18 protein-coding genes are annotated in these 18,414 nt (G+C 60.1%); 5 read left to right on the forward strand and 13 right to left on the reverse strand.

Annotated elements, in window-relative coordinates; genetic code table 11:
* Nucleotides 1-84: 84 nt before the first annotated feature.
* From AC1MEK_RS21350 to AC1MEK_RS21360, 3 genes are all read right to left on the reverse strand, one after another.
* On the reverse strand, nucleotides 85-2,568 hold the full coding sequence (locus AC1MEK_RS21350; protein WP_480398267.1) for a penicillin acylase family protein: 2,484 nt from the start codon (nucleotides 2,566-2,568) through the stop codon (nucleotides 85-87).
* Nucleotides 2,569-2,850: 282 nt separating this feature from the next.
* Nucleotides 2,851-3,057 carry an SEC-C metal-binding domain-containing protein gene (locus tag AC1MEK_RS21355; protein ID WP_480398268.1) on the reverse strand — a complete coding sequence of 69 codons (207 nt, stop codon included), beginning with the start codon at nucleotides 3,055-3,057 and terminating at the stop codon, nucleotides 2,851-2,853.
* Nucleotides 3,058-3,061: 4 nt separating this feature from the next.
* Entirely contained in the window at nucleotides 3,062-3,547 is a 486-nt protein-coding gene (locus AC1MEK_RS21360; protein ID WP_480398269.1) for an LEA/WHy family protein, read from the reverse strand.
* 134 nt (nucleotides 3,548-3,681) lie between these two features.
* Between AC1MEK_RS21360 and AC1MEK_RS21365 the strand changes: the two genes are divergently transcribed.
* Nucleotides 3,682-4,287, forward strand: a complete 606-nt coding sequence (locus AC1MEK_RS21365; protein WP_480398270.1) for a hypothetical protein — start codon at nucleotides 3,682-3,684, stop codon at nucleotides 4,285-4,287.
* A 141-nt stretch (nucleotides 4,288-4,428) separates the two neighbouring features.
* Here AC1MEK_RS21365 and AC1MEK_RS21370 read toward each other — a convergent pair whose 3' ends face one another.
* The 8 genes from AC1MEK_RS21370 to AC1MEK_RS21405 all read right to left on the reverse strand — a co-directional run bounded on the left by AC1MEK_RS21370 (nucleotide 4,429) and on the right by AC1MEK_RS21405 (nucleotide 11,818).
* A complete protein-coding gene (locus AC1MEK_RS21370; protein WP_480398271.1) occupies nucleotides 4,429-4,902 on the reverse strand; it encodes a YchJ family protein in 474 nt (157 codons plus the stop codon).
* A gap of 413 nt (nucleotides 4,903-5,315) precedes the next feature.
* Nucleotides 5,316-5,837 (reverse strand): KilA-N domain-containing protein, encoded by a 522-nt coding sequence (locus AC1MEK_RS21375; protein WP_480398272.1) that lies wholly within the window; start codon nucleotides 5,835-5,837, stop codon nucleotides 5,316-5,318.
* A 439-nt stretch (nucleotides 5,838-6,276) separates the two neighbouring features.
* A complete protein-coding gene (locus tag AC1MEK_RS21380) occupies nucleotides 6,277-7,281 on the reverse strand; it encodes a hypothetical protein (protein ID WP_480398273.1) in 1,005 nt (334 codons plus the stop codon).
* Nucleotides 7,282-7,331: 50 nt separating this feature from the next.
* On the reverse strand, nucleotides 7,332-7,733 hold the full coding sequence (locus AC1MEK_RS21385) for a hypothetical protein (RefSeq protein ID WP_034112190.1): 402 nt from the start codon (nucleotides 7,731-7,733) through the stop codon (nucleotides 7,332-7,334).
* An 801-nt stretch (nucleotides 7,734-8,534) separates the two neighbouring features.
* Entirely contained in the window at nucleotides 8,535-9,170 is a 636-nt protein-coding gene (locus AC1MEK_RS21390; protein WP_480398274.1) for a hypothetical protein, read from the reverse strand.
* 157 nt (nucleotides 9,171-9,327) lie between these two features.
* A complete protein-coding gene (locus tag AC1MEK_RS21395; protein ID WP_480398275.1) occupies nucleotides 9,328-9,723 on the reverse strand; it encodes a hypothetical protein in 396 nt (131 codons plus the stop codon).
* A 95-nt stretch (nucleotides 9,724-9,818) separates the two neighbouring features.
* Entirely contained in the window at nucleotides 9,819-11,093 is a 1,275-nt protein-coding gene (locus AC1MEK_RS21400; protein WP_480398276.1) for a site-specific integrase, read from the reverse strand.
* Between the two features lie 227 nt (nucleotides 11,094-11,320).
* A complete protein-coding gene (locus tag AC1MEK_RS21405; RefSeq protein WP_480398277.1) occupies nucleotides 11,321-11,818 on the reverse strand; it encodes a DUF6231 family protein in 498 nt (165 codons plus the stop codon).
* Between the two features lie 231 nt (nucleotides 11,819-12,049).
* Here AC1MEK_RS21405 and AC1MEK_RS21410 point away from each other — a divergent pair, with 231 nt between their 5' ends.
* The 3 genes from AC1MEK_RS21410 to AC1MEK_RS21420 all read left to right on the forward strand — a co-directional run bounded on the left by AC1MEK_RS21410 (nucleotide 12,050) and on the right by AC1MEK_RS21420 (nucleotide 14,735).
* A complete protein-coding gene (locus AC1MEK_RS21410) occupies nucleotides 12,050-12,748 on the forward strand; it encodes a PA1041 family peptidoglycan-binding anchor lipoprotein (protein WP_480398278.1) in 699 nt (232 codons plus the stop codon).
* A 945-nt stretch (nucleotides 12,749-13,693) separates the two neighbouring features.
* A complete protein-coding gene (locus AC1MEK_RS21415; RefSeq protein ID WP_480398279.1) occupies nucleotides 13,694-13,969 on the forward strand; it encodes a DUF1145 domain-containing protein in 276 nt (91 codons plus the stop codon).
* On the forward strand, nucleotides 13,962-14,735 hold the full coding sequence (locus AC1MEK_RS21420) for a collagen-like protein (protein ID WP_480398280.1): 774 nt from the start codon (nucleotides 13,962-13,964) through the stop codon (nucleotides 14,733-14,735). The genes AC1MEK_RS21415 and AC1MEK_RS21420 overlap by 8 nt, the downstream gene beginning before the upstream one ends.
* A gap of 156 nt (nucleotides 14,736-14,891) precedes the next feature.
* Here AC1MEK_RS21420 and AC1MEK_RS21425 read toward each other — a convergent pair whose 3' ends face one another.
* Complete coding sequence (locus AC1MEK_RS21425; protein ID WP_480398281.1) at nucleotides 14,892-15,557, reverse strand: response regulator; 666 nt, start codon at nucleotides 15,555-15,557, stop codon at nucleotides 14,892-14,894.
* Between the two features lie 3 nt (nucleotides 15,558-15,560).
* Entirely contained in the window at nucleotides 15,561-16,949 is a 1,389-nt protein-coding gene (locus AC1MEK_RS21430) for an ATP-binding protein (protein ID WP_480398282.1), read from the reverse strand.
* A 261-nt stretch (nucleotides 16,950-17,210) separates the two neighbouring features.
* Here AC1MEK_RS21430 and AC1MEK_RS21435 point away from each other — a divergent pair, with 261 nt between their 5' ends.
* Entirely contained in the window at nucleotides 17,211-18,413 is a 1,203-nt protein-coding gene (locus AC1MEK_RS21435) for an efflux RND transporter periplasmic adaptor subunit (protein WP_480398283.1), read from the forward strand.
* Nucleotide 18,414 lies beyond the last annotated feature (1 nt).

The raw sequence follows: 18,414 nt of genomic DNA on the forward strand, positions 1-18,414 counted from the left end.
GTCTGGCGTTAGCCAGAACAGCGAATCCAGCGCCAACACAAATCCCGGATCAGCTCGCCAAAAGACGCGCCAACTCGAAACGACTCATTTACCAGGCGTCAACGTCAACCGCTGCTTCCCATACACCTTCTCGAAATTCTCCGGCTGCATCGGCACCGACATATAAAGCCCCTTGACCCAAGGATCAATCCCGTCGGCATAGTGCGGGCTGGCCGGGTTACCGGATTGCCCCGCGGCATTCTGCGCCATCATCGGTTCTTGCTGGGCGAAGTCGACGATCATGCGCATCGCCGGAATCACCGCGGCGTCGAAATCCTGCCCCCAATGGAAGCCCGAGGCATTCAGCGTCGTGTGATCGCCGCCTGCCGCCATCGGCCCCTTGATCACGCTGGCCTTGCTGCCGCCCAGCGCCGCTGCGATCTGCGCGCTCTGCGAGGTCCATTTGTACTGGTGCAACTTGCCCCACTGCCAGGCCTTGTGATCGCCGCCCAACTGGCTTTCGCCGGCTTTAATGGCGGCTGCGAGGCTGCGGGCGAGGATGGTTGGCTTGTCTTCTTTCTGTGGGGTTTTGACGTCATCCCAGTACGGACTGTCCTCACGACCGAGCAGATGATCCGCTTGCGGCGAGTAGGAAAGGTCTGCGTTTTGTACCAGCGCTTTCCACGCCGGGCTGCTTTCCGGGCCCAGTTCGTCGAGGAAAATCTGCTTCGCGCTTTCCTGCAGGAACAGCTCGTAGATAGCCGCATCGGCTGACACAGGCGACAGGCGACCGTCGAACGCCATCAGGCGGCTCAACGCCTCGCGCGCCTTGTCGCGGTCGGCAGGGGGCAGGGCGTCGATGGCTTGCTTGAGCGGCGTGGCCATGCCCGGCGCTTCGAACATCTTCTTCAGCTTGGCGGCGAAAGTGGTGGTCTGGTCGTACTGCATGCCGATGGTGGTGCGGGTGTCCTGCTTGCCGCTGCCCGCCAGTTGCGCGATGCGTTCGGCGCGCTCGGGGTAGTCCCATGAGTTGGACAGCTGCATGCCATAGCCCTTGGGCATGGTGCGCTGGTTGGCGGTGGCGATCCAGCCTTGCTGCGGGTCCTGGTCGTACGGGTGCAGCATGGCGTCGGCGTAGCCGTCCCAGTCGTAACGGCCATCCCAGCCCGGCGACGGGATCAGGCCCAGGCCTTCGCGGCGGTTAGGGTAACGGCCGGTGACTTGCCAGCCGGTGTTCGAGGCATCGGCGAACACCATGTTCAGTGTGATGGCGCGGATCTCGCGGGTGGTGTCGAAGGCACGCTCGACGTTCTGCGCGCGGGTCAGGTCGAACAGCGCATCCAGCGATTTGTCGTCCTTGGCGTCCGGGGTCTGCAGGGCGATGCCCAGGCCGCTGGCCAGTTGCGCCGCGCTGCCGTTGAGCAGGCCGCCGTGGCGGGTGCTGTAGGCCGCTTCACGAACCGGCCGCTCGCCGCGTACGAAATAGGTTTCTTCGTGGGCGCCAGCCGGAACCCACTTGCCGTCGGCCATGACCATCAGGCGGTTGCCTTCGCGTTTGAGCTTTTCCAGGAACAGGTCCTGATTGTCGCCCATGGCCGGGCCCATGCCCCAGGCCAGCTTGCCGTTGAAGCCCGAGAGCACCAGCGGGAAGCCGGCGACGGTGGCGCCGGCGGCCTGGTATTTCGGCGCGCGGATCTGTACGAAATTCCACATCGACGGCAAGGTCGCGGGCAACTGGCTGTCGGTGGCCAAGAGGCTCTTGCCCGCGCGGGCGCGCTGCGGGGCGATAACCCAGTTGTTGGACGCCGAAACGCCCAGCAGGTTGAGGTCCGAGAGCTGTAATGCGGCTTTGTCCAGATCGCTCAGGCCCGGCAGCTGGCTGCCCAGGTTCAGACCCTTGAGCTTGTCGGCCTCGGCGAACGGCAGTTCTTCGTCAGGGTAGGTCGGCAGCAGCCACGCCAGCTTCTCAGGCCCAACCTTCTGCGCCAGCACCAGCGAGGAAATCTCTTCCTGCAGGTTCACCGACAGGCTGAAGTTGAGCAGGGCGAAGATCAGCGCCGAGTCTTCCGGCTTCCAGTACTCGGGTTTGTAGCCGGCATCGGCCAGGTCCGACGGCAGCTTGTCGCGGTAGCGGAACAGGTAGGCGTTGACGCCCCGGGCGTAGACCTCGAAGAAGCGCTTCAGGCGAGGGCTGGACGCGTTGTACAGATCGCCCGCCGTCTGCTTGAGGTTGGCGGCGCGCAGCATGCGGTCCAGGTCCAGCGCGCCGGGGCCTGCGATTTCCGACAGACGGCCCTGCGCCAACAGGCGCATTTGCACCATTTGCGAGATGCGATCGCTGGCGTGCACGTAGCCCAGGGTGAACAGCGCGTCATGGAAAGTGCTGCTTTCGATCAGCGGCATGCCCAGGTTGTTGCGACGCACGGACACGTTCTGCGCCAGCCCCTTGATCGCGTAGACACCGCTTACAGGCGGCAGGTTGTCACGGTCTTCGCCGCCCAGCTGGCAACCGGCGAGGCTCAGTAGCCCCAGCATGGCCGCGGTCGTGCTGAGTCGAGATTTCAGGGGGAAGCGGGCTGGCGAGGCCATGGATGTAGCTCCTGCGAAGGGATGCGTTTGGAAACGCGCTACGTTAGTGAGCGGGCAGGCGCCGTGCAAGCGGGGAGAGGGGGATTATTTTCATGATGGGGCAGGATATCGCGGCCGCTGAGCAGGCAGCAGGCCCGCATCCTTGAAGGAGATAATGCACCTCTGTGTGGGAGTGAGCTTGCTCACGAATGAGTCAGCTCAAACACCTCAGTGTCGATTCGCATGCCCAATCGTGAGCAAGCTCACTCCCACATCTTATACAGCGGGTTCAAACGCCGCGTATTACGCGCCGTGGCACTTCTTGAACTTCTTGTCGCTGCCACATGGGCAAGGATCGTTGCGACCCACGTCCTTGAGCGCGTTGCGGACCGGCTCCTGGGGCTCGTGGTTGCAGTGCGGGCCGTGCACATGGCCGTGGTCGTGGTGGTGATCGTGATGGTCGTGATCGTGGTTGCAGTCAGGACCGTGCACGTGAGGTTGCTGGTTCATGGGGTTACTCCGGAATCAAATCGCCGGGTAGTATCTCGCCATTGCGATCAATACGCACGCGGTGTCCGAAGATAAATCCGGTCTTGAGGTCGCCCTCCAGCCGATATTGGACAGGCTGGTTCGGTTTGCCCAGCATCCGCGTGACGTCCTTGAGGTGCTCCCAGAGGTTGGTGCGGATCGGGACCGTGAAGTTGCGGTGGCCGCCTGCCTTTACGATGAACCAATCGCTGTAGTCGCCATCGGCGATCAGGATGCCGTTGAGCGTCACCTGATAACTCATGCCGCGCACCCAGATGCTGGCGTCGTTGGGGTTGTCCACGCGAAAGCGCAGCTTCATGTCCTGCTTGAGCAACCTGGCCTTGACCACGTCGACCTTGAGCAGCTTGACGCTGGCGTCCTCGCTGCCACCGGTGAACAGTGATGCGCAGCCGGAAGATGCCAGCATCATCAGGATGCAGAGGATTCTGATAAGTTTTGCCTGAACAACCATTGCTTCACTCCCTGTCGGGCCCGGTTCTATCCAATACCCAGGCTGGCCGCCTGGCAAGTCGCCGATTCGGGGCCACTCGCTGTTACATAGAGCCTGCGCCATACTCATGCCATGTGTCGAAGGAGTATTGACCCATGAAGCTGTACGAAATTGTTTTTTCCGGCCAACTGGTACCTGGCGCACAACTGGACCGCGTCCAGGCCAACCTGGCCAAACTGTTCCAGGCTGACGCCCAGCGTATCGCACTGCTGTTTTCCGGGCGGCGGCTGGTGTTGAAGAATAACCTCGATCAGGCGGGCGCCGAGAAGTACCGTTCAACCCTCGAGCGCGCCGGTGCGCAGGTTCAGGTGGTGGAAATGCCCGGGCAAGTGGTCGCCGAGCCTGAGCCGGCACCCGCTCAGGTTGAAGTCGAGGAAGTCGAACTGGCACCGCCGCCGGATGAGCCAAGCTGGGCGCGCAAGTCTTCCGCAGCCGCGCCAGCGCCAAAGACCGACGCAAAGAGCGGGCTATCGAAGCTCGAACCCCGGGATGTCTATATGGCGGCTTTTGTGGATGTCGAAGCGCCGGATTTCACCCTGTCGGAACTGGGCAAGGACGTCCAGGACCCTAAGGCCGCTCCAGTGGCGCCAAGGCTGGACCTGTCAGGCCTGAGCCTGGCCCCGGCGGGCAGCGACATGGGGCAGGAGAAGATAGAAGAGCACGTGCTGGTGCCGGATATTTCGCATCTGAAACTCGCCTGACGAATCTGACCTCGATCCCCGTAGCAGCACGGCTTGCCGGCGGGGCGGTGTGTCAGGCAATACATCACTGACTGATCCAGCGCTCCCGCCGGCAAGCCGTGCTGCTACGGGGGCGGTGTTCGTGCAGAAACGGCGAGTGCGTCAGGCCATGTACGCCGAGCAGCATTTCTTGAACTTCAACTCACTCCCGCACGGGCACGCATCATTGCGCCCGGCCTTGAGCTGCACGGTGGGGTCGATGAAATACCAGCGGCCCTGATTCTGCACGAATGCCGAGCGTTCCCGGTGGCTGTGTTCGCCCGCCGCATCGTGCCAGCGGGCGGTGAAGGTGACAAAGGCGTGTTCCGGCTTGCCGCCCAAAAGCTCTGCGCTCTCGACTTCAAGCCCCAGCCAGGTGCTCTGCGCGCTCCACTGGCTGATCGATTCGCGGTCCAGGCTGGCTTTCTGCACCGGTAGCGTGGTGTCCAGCAGATAGTCCACCAGCCCCAGCACATAGGCGCTGTAACGCGACCTCATCAACGCCTCGGCACACGGCGCGGCCAGACCTGCGTGGTAGCGACCGCAGCAACCGTCCAGAAGGTTGCCGCTGCCGCAAGGGCAAATTGCTGCACTCATGCTGCGAACCTCACCACCAGTACTTTCCGAAATTTTCCGGATTGGCCCAGAACTGTGAGGGGCATGGTGGCAGGCCAAGCGTAGCGGGCTTCATAGAGGACCTCAAGGAATTTGGTGACAAAGCTGGTGACAGTGTTGGTGACAGACAGCGAGACCGCAAGGGCGAATTAGCTGGGGTCCTTAACGCGCCCACGGGCACCCATGCGAGGGCCTACGGGGGGAGCCTGCGCGGGAAGTCTTGTAATGGTGGTCGCTCAGATTTTTGTGGCAGATTTTCAAAGGGCCTGCTGTGAGCTGGCGAGCAGCTAACTACGGTGGCCTGCGAGACCACAACCAGAACCCCAGTTGAACGGCCAGACAGACCCAGTAGAGGGCCTGTAGGTGGTCCATGGGGTTCTCCTATAGGTTGATGATTAGGTGATCTTGAGGCCCAGCTCAGCGGCTCTCTGTGGAGTCAGATTGCCTTTCGCTACGGCAGCACGGAGACCCCTTTGAGTATTCTTGTGGGGAGCCTTGAGGGCTTTCCAATCGCACTTGTCGTTGAAGGTCATGCGCTTGAGGATGTCTGCACTATGGTCATTGCCCAGTGAGGCCATCTTGTCGGCAACCAGTGAGGCCACCTCAGGCATCTCAAGGATCGCCTCGAAGGCGTCATAGACCATATCCTTGAACTCGTCTGAGACCCAGCCAGCGTACTCGATGGTCGCTCGCTTGGTAGCCCAAGAGCCTGTGCCATTGGAGCTGTGCAAATTCTGCATAGCTTCCAGACGCTGGGCTTGTTTGGTTCGCCACTGTGCCGGAGCTTTACCCTTGGGCAGCTTCAGGGTTCGCCAGATGTCAGTCAGGTCCCATTGGCCCCGGTCGTTTGCTTTGAAGGCGTGACCTTTGATGATGATGACGTGGCCGGAATGCTTGTGTTTGATGTCGATATTCATGGTCATGTTTTCCTTTTGTTTGCTCTCTGAGTTCGCTCCCACGGGCAGCCGAAAGACCCCATGACGGGTACTGACAGTGGCACAGAGGGCAAACAGAAAGACTTTCGATTGGATGATGCCCAGCGACGGGCAGGTGCAGCGGTTAAGGTATTGGTCGCAACAGTGAGTGGATTTAGGTAAGGGAGACCATGCCGGGCTCTTTGAGTCGGTCTTACTGGTCTATGTCATTTGGCTCTCACGGCCTTGCGGACACGGTTACGCTCACGCTCATAGGCTTCAAAGCGAGCCACAGCGGGGCCCATAGGGAGCCCATTGAGGGAAGCTGATAAGGCCACTACAAGGCGCTTGCGTTGGATTCTGGTCATTGGCTGACTCATGGCATTGGTCTCCTGTAGAAGCCCCATTGAGGCCCATTGCGGGCCCCTTAGGAGCTAAGTGGTCAGGCGGTCAGCTTCACATTGGTGACCAGCGGGAAGGGCACTTGGACGGTCTGAAGGCCATCGGTAGTGAGCTTCACCTTGACCATGCCATTGGCGATGATGTCCACCTCAGCCATGATCTCAAGGTCCCAGCCTTGGGCGTTCGGGTTACGGGTCGCTTCGATGCGCCAGATGTTGCCGTCCCGGCGCTCACGGTAGCTCAGTGAGGTGAACAGCTTGGGCAATAGGAAGATGCCGTGGTCGGTGCCGTTGTATGGCTGTACGCCTGCGCCAATGAGGTCCTCAATAGAACCCAGACCGGCACGTTGAGCAGCACGTTCAAGGACTGCCACCAGAGACACGGGCAGCAAGATCACGAAGTCACTCAGCGAGGTCCCTACAGTCTGGTTAACGTGGGTCGTGAGGATGTCGATGAGGTCCTCAGCGATCTCGGCGGGTTTGCCGGTGGGCTTGGCCTCAGAGACGCTCTCGGTGCTTGGGGCAGTCGCCAAAATGGCAGCGACCTTACCGGCTGCATTGAGTTCGATGTCACGGAGCATCTTGTCAGCGGTCTGCTCCATGGCTTGGACGGTGAAGCCTGCAATCAGGTTGTGGTCGAGGATGGTGGCGCGGTGGCTGATGACCAATGCTGTGTCGGTGGCCTCGGTGAAGATCACAGAACCGGCCAGGACTTCACCCTTGTCGATGGTCTTGTTATCCCAGTTCTTGCGGGGATCGAAGGTGACAGAGCGGTCTGCCATGGTGATGATTTGTTGCCCAGTGGCCTCAGAGCCAGCCGGACGGAACTCGCAAGGGGTTGCCTCCATGGCAGCCTCTCGCCACTCATCGCCGTTCAGGTATTCCTCAGCGGCCTCCACAAGGGCCTCCACATAGACGGATACATCAGTGGCCGCTTGGGTCTCTGGGCGAACATCAGCAGTGTTGAATCGAATCGACCCAGTGTGCTCATCGGTGATGGCGGTGGTGTAGGTCGATGGTTTGGTGTACTGGAATGGCTTAGTCATGGTTGTTTCTCCTGAATAGATGAATGAAGTGGTTGTGTGTCGAGGTGCTGTTACCAGCCAGCGCTATTGGCACGGGAGGCAGCACGGATACGGGCACCATGCTCACGAATGGCAGCGGCTCGGGCTTCCTTATCGGCCTTCGCTTGGGCGATCTCACGAGGTGTGTACTCACGGCAGCGCTCTTGATGCCAACGGGCCTCAGCCTCTCTCTGAGCCTTCTCTTGGGCCTTCTGGTGCTGGTCTTGGCGGTACTCTCGGGCAACTACGGGAATCGCTTGGAGCGATAGACCGGCCTCATCGAACGCCTTAACGATCTCGAATTGCTGGCCCTTAACGGTCCCGCATTGGGCGACCAGCATGGGCAGCATGATGTTCTCGACGTACTCACGGTTAAGGGTCTGGCCCGACACGGTGACTTCGTTCTTCAGGACTTTGGTGATGGTGATTTTCATGGGTTGGGTTCTCCTGTGAGGTGACCCATTCGCTCAGCCTTGGTGCCATAGATGCGCACGACAAGACGGCAAGGAGAGAGCCGCGTGGGCACCTTCCAAGGCTGACGAATGAGTTCTTGATTTGAGGTTTGGATTCTGGTGACGCTGGTCGATCAGGACATGGCGGGCCTGAAGGGCATCGGTATTGCGAAGGGTTCAACCGTGGCAACGGCTGTGCAGCAATGGCAGAGAGAAATTATTTTTTGTTGTTGGTCCTTCTGTCTTACCCATAGTGAGGGTTTTTAACGACAGTCTTGACGGTTGCCTTCAAGTTGTGAGTGAGATTCCCTCGGGGCCACTCAATGGAATCTTCAAAGGCGTCACTGCGATTGCTTGAAGACAAAGCCCTTGGTCGAGCAGTTGGTTCAAGCGGTCGAGTGTTTTAGCGGGACACTTAACGAGGACTCTTTGAGCGAGACCCTCCATGTCGAAAGTTACTTCGCCTGCCTTATAGACTCTGAATGCGGCCCGGTAGTCGCTAAGGATGTTCCGTAGTTCGATGAGCTGAGCACGAGCAGGTCGAGGGAAGACCATGGATAAGGTGGTCAATTGTTCAGTGGTGAGGCATGAGTTAGCTGGGCAGACAATGCTGGTCATGATGAGAGGTCTCCTTTCGGTTGTTCTTTAAGATGCCCTTTGAGATGACTGAGAGATGAGGGGAGTTGTAATTAACAACCCCTCTCCCTCTGGGTCTGGTCGATGAGCTGGTCTATTCTGATGGTCGTTGAGAGGTCGTTGAGATTTTCTTTATATTATCCGGCGTTAAGTCGCTAAGCCCCGGAATAGAGCCTCTGCGCCCACCTCGGCCACAATCTCAGCCTTGATGTCTGGGTGTCTCTCCACATACGAAGCGATCCCATGGGCGGCGTGTCGGGCAGCCTTGGCGATGCGCTGGGCGGTCCTCAAGGAATACTCATTGGTCTTACAGGCGTCCGCTGTGATCTCCGAAAGGAACAACGCACCGATGACCGCTCGGGCCTTAACGTTGATCTTTCCGTTGGTAACTCCGGCACTGGTGATGATCGACCCAGTAACGATGTCGTCTACCCATGTCAGCGGATCGGGAATCGCAAGCAGGTACATATAGGCTGCGACAGGGTTAGCGAAGGTGGCCTTTGGGCGTCCACGGCCTCGCTTGGGTTCATCGCTTGGGGTCTCTTGGGATTGCCCTTGGGTCTCGCTGGAAAGGCCATTGGCGGCTTTCTGGTGGTCCTCAGAGAGGGACTCATCGGCACGACGCTCAGCGGCCCATGCCTGATACTGGGCTTCGAGGGTTGCCGGTCGGACCATATCCTTGCGGCTAACGACTTCGCCTGTGATCGGGTCAGTGTGAAGGATGGTGCCTGTTTCGTGATCGACGTGACGGTGAAGTGGTCCGGGTTGAGTGAGCAGGGTCATGATAGTGGTCCTCATATGGCCGCTGCGAACGTGCAGCCATAGTGAGGGTTTTTAGCGACACCGATCTCATAAAATATGCACTGGATATCGGGTCCAAAGGAGTGAACTTGCTCCAGTCCTAATGTTGTGCAGAAAGAGTCAACGAGTTGCGCACCTTTTACAAACTCTTGCCGCTGGCGTTCTTTATACTTTGATCGGCCACGTCACAAATAAATTTGGCAATTGACGAGGCCACTGTTCCTCCGTCAAATATAAAATCACTTTCAAATTGAAATTCGCCACTAACGGATAGGCTTATTAGTTTGCCCATTTTATTGTGGCAGTCGGCGGCTGTGACGTACCATTTTCGTAATTCGATACTCTTTGATTTTGAGGAGTACTGCCTTCCCACAAGTACCGCGATAGGCGTCTTCTCCCTGTTTTCTGAAAACTCGAATGAGCCGGGTTTGGCTTCAAATTTAATGCCGTCACTTGTTTCGCCCAAGTTTATCCACTTTGTCTCCCCAAAGGCCGATAAGCTAATAAGCTGGGAAACAGTGATCGCCAGCAACACCCCCCACCTCTTATAACTCCTGCGCATCTGCAATCTCCTTTGCCAAAGCATAAATAATACCATTACGACATCACAAATGCGCGACTCTTGCCACTTCAAGGCTTCACCATCGAAAACGCTTTCACAAGCGCCTCATAGAGTGTCCCCACAGGAACCCTCTGAGACCCCGCGTAGAGGTCGTAAGTGATATTCCCTGAGCTATGCCCGGTGATGCTCTGAGCGATGACCTCAGGGGTCGCAGCGGCCTTCAGCAGACCTGACAGAGAATGCCTCAGCGAGTGGAACGACTGATCACTGCCTGCCTTCAACCCCAGCGGCTCACGTAGGGCCTCATTGAGCGGCTTGTTGAAATAGTGGGCCTTCGCCTTGAACAGCTTGCCGGGTTCCGATGCGACCCACTCAAGGAAGGTCTTGAGGGAAAACCCATAGGCCCCATCGACCAGAGGCACCTGTCGAACTGAAAAGTCATTCTTCAGGGTCTTTCCTTGCTCATCTTTGTTGATGTCGATGACAGTGATGCCATTCACTTGCTTCACATCGTCTTGAGTCAGTTGGTACAGCTCGCCAATTCGGGCACCTGTGAGGACTCCCAGAGACAGCGCCCAGCGCTTCCAGTCAGTTGCAGGCAGGGCGTTGGCATGGTCCATGATGGTTGCCACCTCATCACGAGAGAACGGCCTACGCTCACTGTCAGCCCCTTTCTCGATCTTCAGACCCTTGTCATAGGAGCGCTCAAGAAAGCCGTTGTTAACAGCCCAGTCCATGACGGTGGATAGCTGGGTCAATAGCTTGTTGACTGTCAGGACCTTGCGGCCATCCATCACACGCTCTTTGAGGGCCACCATGTCAGCGCGTGTGTGGGTCTTTATGTTGAGGTCCCCGAGAAGCCCTGAGAGCGTCCTACAGTTCGATTGAATGGCCTTCAGGGTCGAGCCTTCCACGTTGCCTTGGCGTTCCTTAATGAACAGCTCAGCGAGGCCCTCGAATGTAATCGGGTCTGTCGAGGACGCATTTACAGATAGGGACACAGAAGGGGCTACAGACGTGCTACAAGACAGCTCCCCAATGATCTCCGTGAGTTCCTCAGGGCGACCCTCAAGACGCTCCTGAGCAGCCCTGAGAACCCGCTGGCCTGTCCCGATGGCTCGCTGCTGGCTCCCAGTGAACCGACCAAGCGAGGCAGCCTCAGCGAGGTGGTTGCTCATCTGGTCATAGATTTCCATGTAGAGGCCCCGTGAGTCCTCGCTATGGCCCTGTAGGGCGTCCTCAGCGATCTCCTTGAGGCGTTCCTTGAGGTCCTCCCACGAAGCCTCAGGGCGGTCGAGGTGGAAGACAGCCAGTGTCTTGAGGATGTCCTTGGAGAACTGCATAGCGGTTGGCCTATCGGTGGAACGGAGAGAGATGGCGAGACTACGGGTAGAGCATCCCCGAGGGCGAACCCTCAGGTAGTAGATTCCTGACCGTCTGTAGTGCCAGACCGAAAGGGCCTGAGATGGTCGTTGGTGACAAGGCTGGTTACAGGCTGGTGACAGTTGGCCCTGCTCTGGCATAGCTTCGACAGCGTTCATTGTGAGGTAAGCCCTTGATATTCATGGGTTTACCACCAGTACTTGCCAAACATTTCCGGGTTGGCCCAGAACTTCGCGTTCAGCCAGTCCGGCACCTGTTTGTACTCACGCAGATCGTAGGTGAACAGGGTCAGCACCTGCTCGTCACGGGCGAAGCGTTCGCTGGCCTGCAGCGCCAGCGAATAGAAATCGGTGGTCTGCCAGCCGCAGGCTTTGAGGTCCGCCAGCACGGCGATGCGGCTGGCGTTGAGGTTGCGAATGCCGCCCAGCAATTCCAGGCCCGCGCGCTTGGGGATGTGTTCCAGACAGTCGACCACCAGCGCCAGATCGAAGCGTTGCCCGGCAAGTTCGGCCGGCAGCGGGCCGGGGGCGGCCTGGGCCAGTTCGGTGCCCGGGTGCGCGTCCTTGAAGGCCTGCAGGGCCGGGAAACTGTCGGCGCCGATCAGCAGCAGACGCTTGGGCGCGTAACGGTCCAGCAGGGCGGCCAGCGCTTGCTGAGGCGTGCGAGTGGAAAAACTGTCAGTCATCGAAATCCCTCAATTGAGCTCGCAAGGTTAGCGCGGCGAAAGATCGTGGCCTAGTGCTTGAACTTTTTTATCGACGCCCGTGACAAAGCCTGTGCGGTGAAGGCAATTGGCTATTTCAAGAAAACACCCGGTTTTGCTGCACTTGGCGGGTATCGAGAGTGGAAAACTGGCGAGGGGCCGTCTTTACTGAATTTCAGTCGGTTTTAGCCGATACCAAAGGAGAAGAACTGTATGAGCATGATTCGCACAGCGTTACCTCTGATTTTGGTCACCAGTGTGTTGACCGGTTGTGCCGGCTTGCAGAAAACCGATTGGCCGCTGTGCGCTGCCGGTGGCGCGTTGGCAGGTGGTGCGATCGGTGCATTCCAGACCGCTTCGGTCGCGGCAGGCTTCGGCGCCGCGGTAGGTGTGATGGCGGGCGCCTATTGCTACGTCCACGGTGATGGCGATGATGACGGCGACGGCGTTCTGAACAGCGTCGACAAGTGCCCGAACACGCCAAAAGGCACGCCTGTCGATGCGACCGGTTGCCCGATCGTGACACCAGCGCCTGAGCCGGTTGCGCCTGTGGTGCTGCCGAAGGAAGAAGTGATCACGATTCGTGATGTGCATTTCGAGTTCAACAAGGCGACCCTGACTCCGGGTGACAAGCAGCAGCTCAACGCGGTGGCCACCAAGCTGAAAACCGAAGCGCCTAATGTGCAGTTGCATGTGAGCGGTCACACTGACAGCGTGGGCAGTGATGCCTATAACCAGAAACTGTCGGAACGCCGCGCGCATTCGGTAACCGATTATCTGGTGGGCGCGGGTGTTTCGCGCAGTGCGTTCGTGTCGGTCGAGGGTGATGGCGAGAGCCGTCCGGTGGCGGACAACAAAACGGCCGAAGGTCGTGCGCTGAACCGTCGTGTGGAGATCAAGATCAATCGTTGATCTGATGCGTTCTGTGAAATGAGGAAAACCCCGTCGATTGGCGGGGTTTTCTTTTTTGGTTTTTTGTTGATGCATCAATCGTGTGCAAGTTCGGAATCGAGTTGATGCTGATGGGTTCTGGCTAACGCCAGACCTGGTTTCGACTTCGTCGAGTTACTTGGAAAAGACACCCAAGTAACCAAGGTGTCTTGCTCCTGGTTTGGGTCCTCCTTCGTCGGACTTCCTTCATTCCAGTCTCGTTCCGTGGGCCCGGCGCGAATGGGCCATCCATGGCCCCGCGCCTCGCGCGGCATCCTGCCGCTTGGCCCACTCCACGAGACTTCCATTCAGCCTGCACCCAAGTCGCGTTTTGTGGTGTCTGGGCTATTGCGCATGAAGATCAAAAGCCAAATCAAAAGCGCGCGTTTAATCGTCCCGTAGCAGCCGGGCTTGCCCGCGGGTGGCCCTCAAAATCGCCCCCCGCCGGCAAGCCGTGCTGCTACGGGGGAGGCGTCGTCGTCATGCTCTTGATTTGGCTTTTGATCTTCATGCGAAACTCTTCCAGACGACACAAATCGCGACTTCGGTGCAGGCTGAATGGAGGTCTCGCGTAGTGGGCCAAGCGGCATGGATGCCGCGCGAGGCGCGGGGCCATGGATGGCCTATTCGCGCCGGGCCCACGGAGCGAGGCCGGAATGAAGGGACCCGACGAAGTCGGGCCAAACCAGGAGCAGAAGGACTTGGTTACTTGGTCCCTTCAAGTAACTCGACGAAGTCGAAACAGATCTGACGTTAGGAAGAGCGCTCTTGATCGTGCTTCGACGAATTCAGCGTCACCACAACGCTCGGATCAGCTCACAAACCCACGACAACCCAACCAACCCTCTGGCATAGTCACCCCCGGTCGCCATACTGTGCGCGAAGCGTTCAAGCCGCACAGCCATAAGAAAACACCAGAGGCGTGTCATGAAACTGTTCTGCGGGTTGGGGAAACTCCTGACATTGGGGTTCTGGGCAGTGGTGCTGGCCAATCAGGCCATGACCCTGGCCGTGCCCTTTGCACTATTGATCAAACTGGCAGGTGCGTTCCTGCTCGGCGTGCACGTGCTGGAACTGCTGTTCTTCAATGGCAGCCTGCGCGGGCGTGCGCATCCCTGGTCCGACCGTTTCAAAATCCTCGTCTTCGGTATCTTTCACCTGCAATCTTTCGGTCGCCGCCCGGCGGAGGTTCACCATGCGTAATGCGTTGCTGATGACAGCCGGCGTGCTGTCGGCCCTGAGCAGTTCCCTGACCATGGCCCAGGCCATCTCGGTGGAGCCGCATTCGCTGATGCGCCTGCCGAGCAACACCAGCGTGCTGCAACTCGAGCGTCTGGAAGTGGCCGATTACGCCACCCTGCTGATTCCCGCAGGCCTCACCGAAGTCCAGGTCGGGCAACTGGTGATGGGCCATGAGTCGCGCATCGCCATCGTGCCTGGCAACGAGCCGTTCAAACTGCAAGTCAAGCAGGGCGATCTGGGCAGTGGCGCGCAGATCACCGCGCGCGGTGCGCCGGGCACGTTCGAGAAGGCGCCGTTGCCTGGGCGCAACCTGAACCTGCGGGTCGAGCAGTTGAATGCCGACGTGCTGTCCATCGATGCCCGTGGCGGCGCCGGCTCGCCCGGTTATGTCGGGCTTGATGGCGGCAACGGCAAGGATCCGGGCTGCACCTGGGGCTCGGCCAGTCGCGGTACCGACGGCGACAACGGCGGCAACGGCCACGACGGCGCGCCGGGGGCGCTGGTGCGCCTGGAACTGCCGCAGAGCTTCCCGGACGATCGCGTCAAGGTCAACGTCCAGGGCGGCGCCGGTGGTATTGGTGGCGATGGCGGGCGCGGCGGCAAGGGCGGTGCGTCCAAGGGCTGCCTGATCTATCGGGCCGATGGCGCCAAGTCGGGCAAGAATGGCGAGAAGGGCCAGAGCGGGGCGGTAGGGCCGGCCGGTTCGGTGAGCGTTCGCAAACTTTAAAAGCTGGCGGGCAATACTCTGTTTCGGATCAATGCTGTTTCTGTGGGAGTGAGCTTGCTCACGAAGAAGCCAGTGCATCCGCTGGATCTTCGGCGGTTGATCCATGGCGTTCGTGAGCAAGCTCACTCCCACAGTTGAACTGGACTGGGTTTACCCTCAAAACTCCATCTTGTAGCCCACGCCGTAGATCGACTGGACGATGTCTTCATCGGGGCTGACGGCTTCGAGTTTGCGCCGCAGGTTGCGGATGTGGCTGTCCACCGTGCGGTCGGTGACCACGCGGTGGTCGAAATACAGCCGGTCGAGCAACTGGTCCCGCGAGTACACCCGCCCCGGCGAGGCCGACAGGGTGTCCAGCAGGCGCAGCTCCACCGGCGTCAGCACCAGCGCCACGCCGTCGAAGGTGGCTCGATGGTGATCCATTTCGATCACGAAACGCGGCGCAGCGGCCGGTTCCAGCAGCCGCCCGCGGCGCAGGATCGCTTTGATCCGCGCCACCACTTCGCGCGGGCTGAACGGCTTGCAGATGTAGTCGTCGGCGCCGGCTTCAAGGCCGATCAAACGATCCACTTCTTCGACTCTTGCTGTGATCATGATGATTGGCACACTGCTGAAGCGGCGCAGGTCCTTGCACACTTCAAGGCCATCGCGGCCAGGCAGCATCAGGTCGAGCAGGATCAGCGCAGGTTCCTCGACCTGCACGGCGGCGACCACGTCCAGTCCGTTGTCGATGCACAGGGCGCTGTAACCGGCGGCCTGCACGTAGTCGCGCAGCAGGGCGGCGAGTTTGGGCTGGTCTTCGACAATCAGGATCTTGCTCATGGCTTAGGCCTCCCGGGGCAGGCGCAGGGTCAGCTTGAGGCCGCCCAGGGGTGAATGTTCGGCTGTGAGGGTGCCTCCGTGGGCCTGGGCGATGCTCGAACAGATCGCCAAGCCCAGCCCGGCGCCGCCACTGGCCCGGCTGCGCGAAGCGTCGCCGCGGTAGAAACGCTCGAACAGATGGGCCAGTTGCTCATCGCTGACGCCCGGCCCTGAATTGGAAACCGTCAGCAGAATCTGCTCGTGCTCGATGCCCCCTTCGATGCGGATGTCGCCACCGGCATCGGTGTAACGCACGGCGTTCTCCAGCAGATTGCCGAACAGCTGCTGCAGGCGCTGCGGGTCGGCAGACACGCGCATCGGTTCCTTCGCCAGGTTCACCTGCAGCCTCAGCCCGGCGCTATGGCAGCGCTCCTGGTACATCGCGGCGCTGTGGCCGAGGATTTCCTGAACCTCCAGTGGCTGCTTGCGATACGTCAGGGCACCGACATCGGCCAGAGACAATTCGTACAGGTCATCCACCAGTTTGCTGAGCATGCCGACCTCGCCCTGCAGGGATTTCAGCGAGTCACCGTCCAGCTTGCGAACGCCGTCTTCGATGGCTTCCAGCTCGCCGCGCAGGACGGCCAGCGGGGTGCGCAGTTCGTGGGAGACGTCGGCCATGAACTCGCGGCGCACCTGTTCGTTGCGTTCCAGAGTCAGGGCCAGCTGGTTGAAGTCCTTGGCCAGTTGCCCGACTTCATCATTGGCTGACACCGACACCCGCTCTGCGTAGTGCCCGGCGGCCAGCCGGTGGGTGGCGGCGGCGACTTGCTTGACCGGCGTGAGCAACGTGCGGGCGATCCACCAGGCGATCAGCATCGCCAGCACTAACGAGATCACGCCCATGATCAGACTGGCGCGCAGTTGATAGGCCTGAAAACGCTGGCCGCCCGCTTCGGTCACGCTCTGAAACGGCGTCACCGCCAGCCAGCCCACGGTTTCGCCGGCCACCTCGATGGGGCGCAGCATGCTTTCATCGGCGACCACGCCGTAGCCGATCACCAGTTGCCGCTGCCGGTCGAGCAACGCCACCCGGAAGATGGCGCCGGTCAGGTCCGACACCGGCGGCGTGCGAATGCGCGTGCCCAACGGAATGTCGGGGTTTTGTTCAGGACGCAGAATCTCGAACCAGTTCTGCGGGTCGTCATGGAATTTGTTCCAGTTGCCATCCTGCTCCCAGGCCTTGGCCAGGCGCGGCAGGATCGGGTCCATGCGCTGCAGGGCCTGCTCGTTGAGGTAACCGAGAAACCCGCGGCCGAAGCTCCAGCCCGTCGCCAGGCTCATGCTCAGGATGACCAGTGCGACACTGGCCAGCACCGCGAGGAACAGTTTGGTGGAAATGCTCAGTTTCATGAGGTCGGTTTATCTCTCGGGAAGTCCATGCGTGTTCTTGTTCTGAATACTGAACCCGCCCGTAGCAGCACGGCTTGCCGGCGGGTCGTACTCAAGATCGCCCCCGCCGGCAAGCCGTGCTGCTACGGATGTGCGTGAACATTGAGCATCCATTTAGAAGCCTGCCGCCCCGAGAAACAAGGCTTGCGGGCAATCTTCAATTTCTCTGCACATTTGCCTCTTAAGGTGCGCCTCAATATTTCTGCACCCCGAGGTTCCTTCATGTCCACCAAGCTCTTCGCCAAAAGTCTGGTCACCCTGGCGTGCATCGTCACGCTGGTGATCCTGAGTGTTCTGGGTGGCTGCTCGAAAGAGGATGCGTCGGCCATGCCCGCGGCGGTCACGCCCTCGGTCACGGTCCTGACCGTGCAGCCACAGCCGCAATCCTTCACCACGGAACTGGCCGGGCGCACCCAGGCGTTCATGGTCTCTGATATCCGCCCGCAGGTCGGCGGCATCGTGCAGAAGCGCCTGTTCGTCGAAGGCGCCGAGGTCAAGGCCGGGCAGGCGCTGTATCAGCTCGACCCCGCGACCTACAAGGCCGCGCTGGCCGAAGCCCAGGCGACACTGGCCAAGGATCAGGCCACACTCAAGTCTGCACAGCTGACCGCCAAGCGTGACGCGGGGCTGGCGAAGATCGACGCCATCAGCCAGCAGGACAACGAAGACGCCCAGGCCGCGTTGCTGACCGCCGAGGCAGAGGTGAAGGTCGCTCAGGCAGGCGTTGAAACCGCGCGCATCAACCTGGCCTACACCACGGTCACTTCGCCGATCGGCGGGCGCATCGAAACCTCGACGGTCACCCCCGGCGCGCTGGTGGTCGCCAATCAGGACACGGCGTTGACCACCGTGCAGCAACTGGACCCGATCTACGTCGACGTCACTCAATCGACCGCCGACCTGCTCAAGCTCAAGCGCCAACTGGCCGATGGCACGCTGAAAAGCAATGCCGCTGGCGAAGCGCCGATCACCCTGCTGCTCGAAGACGGCAGCACCTACGCCCATCAGGGCCAGCTCAAGTTCAGCGGCGTGAGTGTCAGCGAAAGCACCGGCACCGTGACCCTGCGCGCCGTGGTGCCCAACCCCGATGGCCTGCTGATGCCGGGCATGTACGTGCGCGGCGTGCTGGAGCAGGGCCATGACGACAACGCGATTCTGCTGCCGCAACAGGCCGTGACCCGCAGCAAGGACGGCAGCACGTCGGCGCTGGTGGTCTCCGGCGGCAAGGTCGAGCAGCGTGCTCTGACCATCCCCCGTGCGGTGGGCAACCAGTGGTGGGTCAGTGCAGGGCTCAAGGCGGGCGAGCAGGTAATCATTGAAGGCGGGCAGAAGGTTCGTGTCGGCGAAACCGTGCAGACGTCCCCGGCCACGAGCTCCAGCCAGACCGCTGCCGCAACCCAGCCCACTGCGGTCAAGGAGGGTTGAT

It is taken from the genome of Pseudomonas sp. 2 (genome assembly GCF_056627435.1).

Excerpts from the sequence above, each read along its gene's own strand:
- AC1MEK_RS21350 (WP_480398267.1), bottom strand. The coding sequence starts at position 2,568 with ATGGCCTCGCCAGCCCGCTTCCCCCTGAAATCTCGACTCAGCACGACC.
- AC1MEK_RS21355 (WP_480398268.1), bottom strand. The coding sequence starts at position 3,057 with ATGAACCAGCAACCTCACGTGCACGGTCCTGACTGCAACCACGATCAC.
- AC1MEK_RS21360 (WP_480398269.1), bottom strand. The coding sequence starts at position 3,547 with ATGGTTGTTCAGGCAAAACTTATCAGAATCCTCTGCATCCTGATGATG.
- AC1MEK_RS21365 (WP_480398270.1), top strand. The coding sequence starts at position 3,682 with ATGAAGCTGTACGAAATTGTTTTTTCCGGCCAACTGGTACCTGGCGCA.
- AC1MEK_RS21370 (WP_480398271.1), bottom strand. The coding sequence starts at position 4,902 with ATGAGTGCAGCAATTTGCCCTTGCGGCAGCGGCAACCTTCTGGACGGT.
- AC1MEK_RS21375 (WP_480398272.1), bottom strand. The coding sequence starts at position 5,837 with ATGAATATCGACATCAAACACAAGCATTCCGGCCACGTCATCATCATC.
- AC1MEK_RS21380 (WP_480398273.1), bottom strand. The coding sequence starts at position 7,281 with ATGACTAAGCCATTCCAGTACACCAAACCATCGACCTACACCACCGCC.
- AC1MEK_RS21385 (WP_034112190.1), bottom strand. The coding sequence starts at position 7,733 with ATGAAAATCACCATCACCAAAGTCCTGAAGAACGAAGTCACCGTGTCG.
- AC1MEK_RS21390 (WP_480398274.1), bottom strand. The coding sequence starts at position 9,170 with ATGACCCTGCTCACTCAACCCGGACCACTTCACCGTCACGTCGATCAC.
- AC1MEK_RS21400 (WP_480398276.1), bottom strand. The coding sequence starts at position 11,093 with ATGCAGTTCTCCAAGGACATCCTCAAGACACTGGCTGTCTTCCACCTC.
- AC1MEK_RS21405 (WP_480398277.1), bottom strand. The coding sequence starts at position 11,818 with ATGACTGACAGTTTTTCCACTCGCACGCCTCAGCAAGCGCTGGCCGCC.
- AC1MEK_RS21410 (WP_480398278.1), top strand. The coding sequence starts at position 12,050 with ATGAGCATGATTCGCACAGCGTTACCTCTGATTTTGGTCACCAGTGTG.
- AC1MEK_RS21415 (WP_480398279.1), top strand. The coding sequence starts at position 13,694 with ATGAAACTGTTCTGCGGGTTGGGGAAACTCCTGACATTGGGGTTCTGG.
- AC1MEK_RS21420 (WP_480398280.1), top strand. The coding sequence starts at position 13,962 with ATGCGTAATGCGTTGCTGATGACAGCCGGCGTGCTGTCGGCCCTGAGC.
- AC1MEK_RS21425 (WP_480398281.1), bottom strand. The coding sequence starts at position 15,557 with ATGAGCAAGATCCTGATTGTCGAAGACCAGCCCAAACTCGCCGCCCTG.
- AC1MEK_RS21430 (WP_480398282.1), bottom strand. The coding sequence starts at position 16,949 with ATGAAACTGAGCATTTCCACCAAACTGTTCCTCGCGGTGCTGGCCAGT.
- AC1MEK_RS21435 (WP_480398283.1), top strand. The coding sequence starts at position 17,211 with ATGTCCACCAAGCTCTTCGCCAAAAGTCTGGTCACCCTGGCGTGCATC.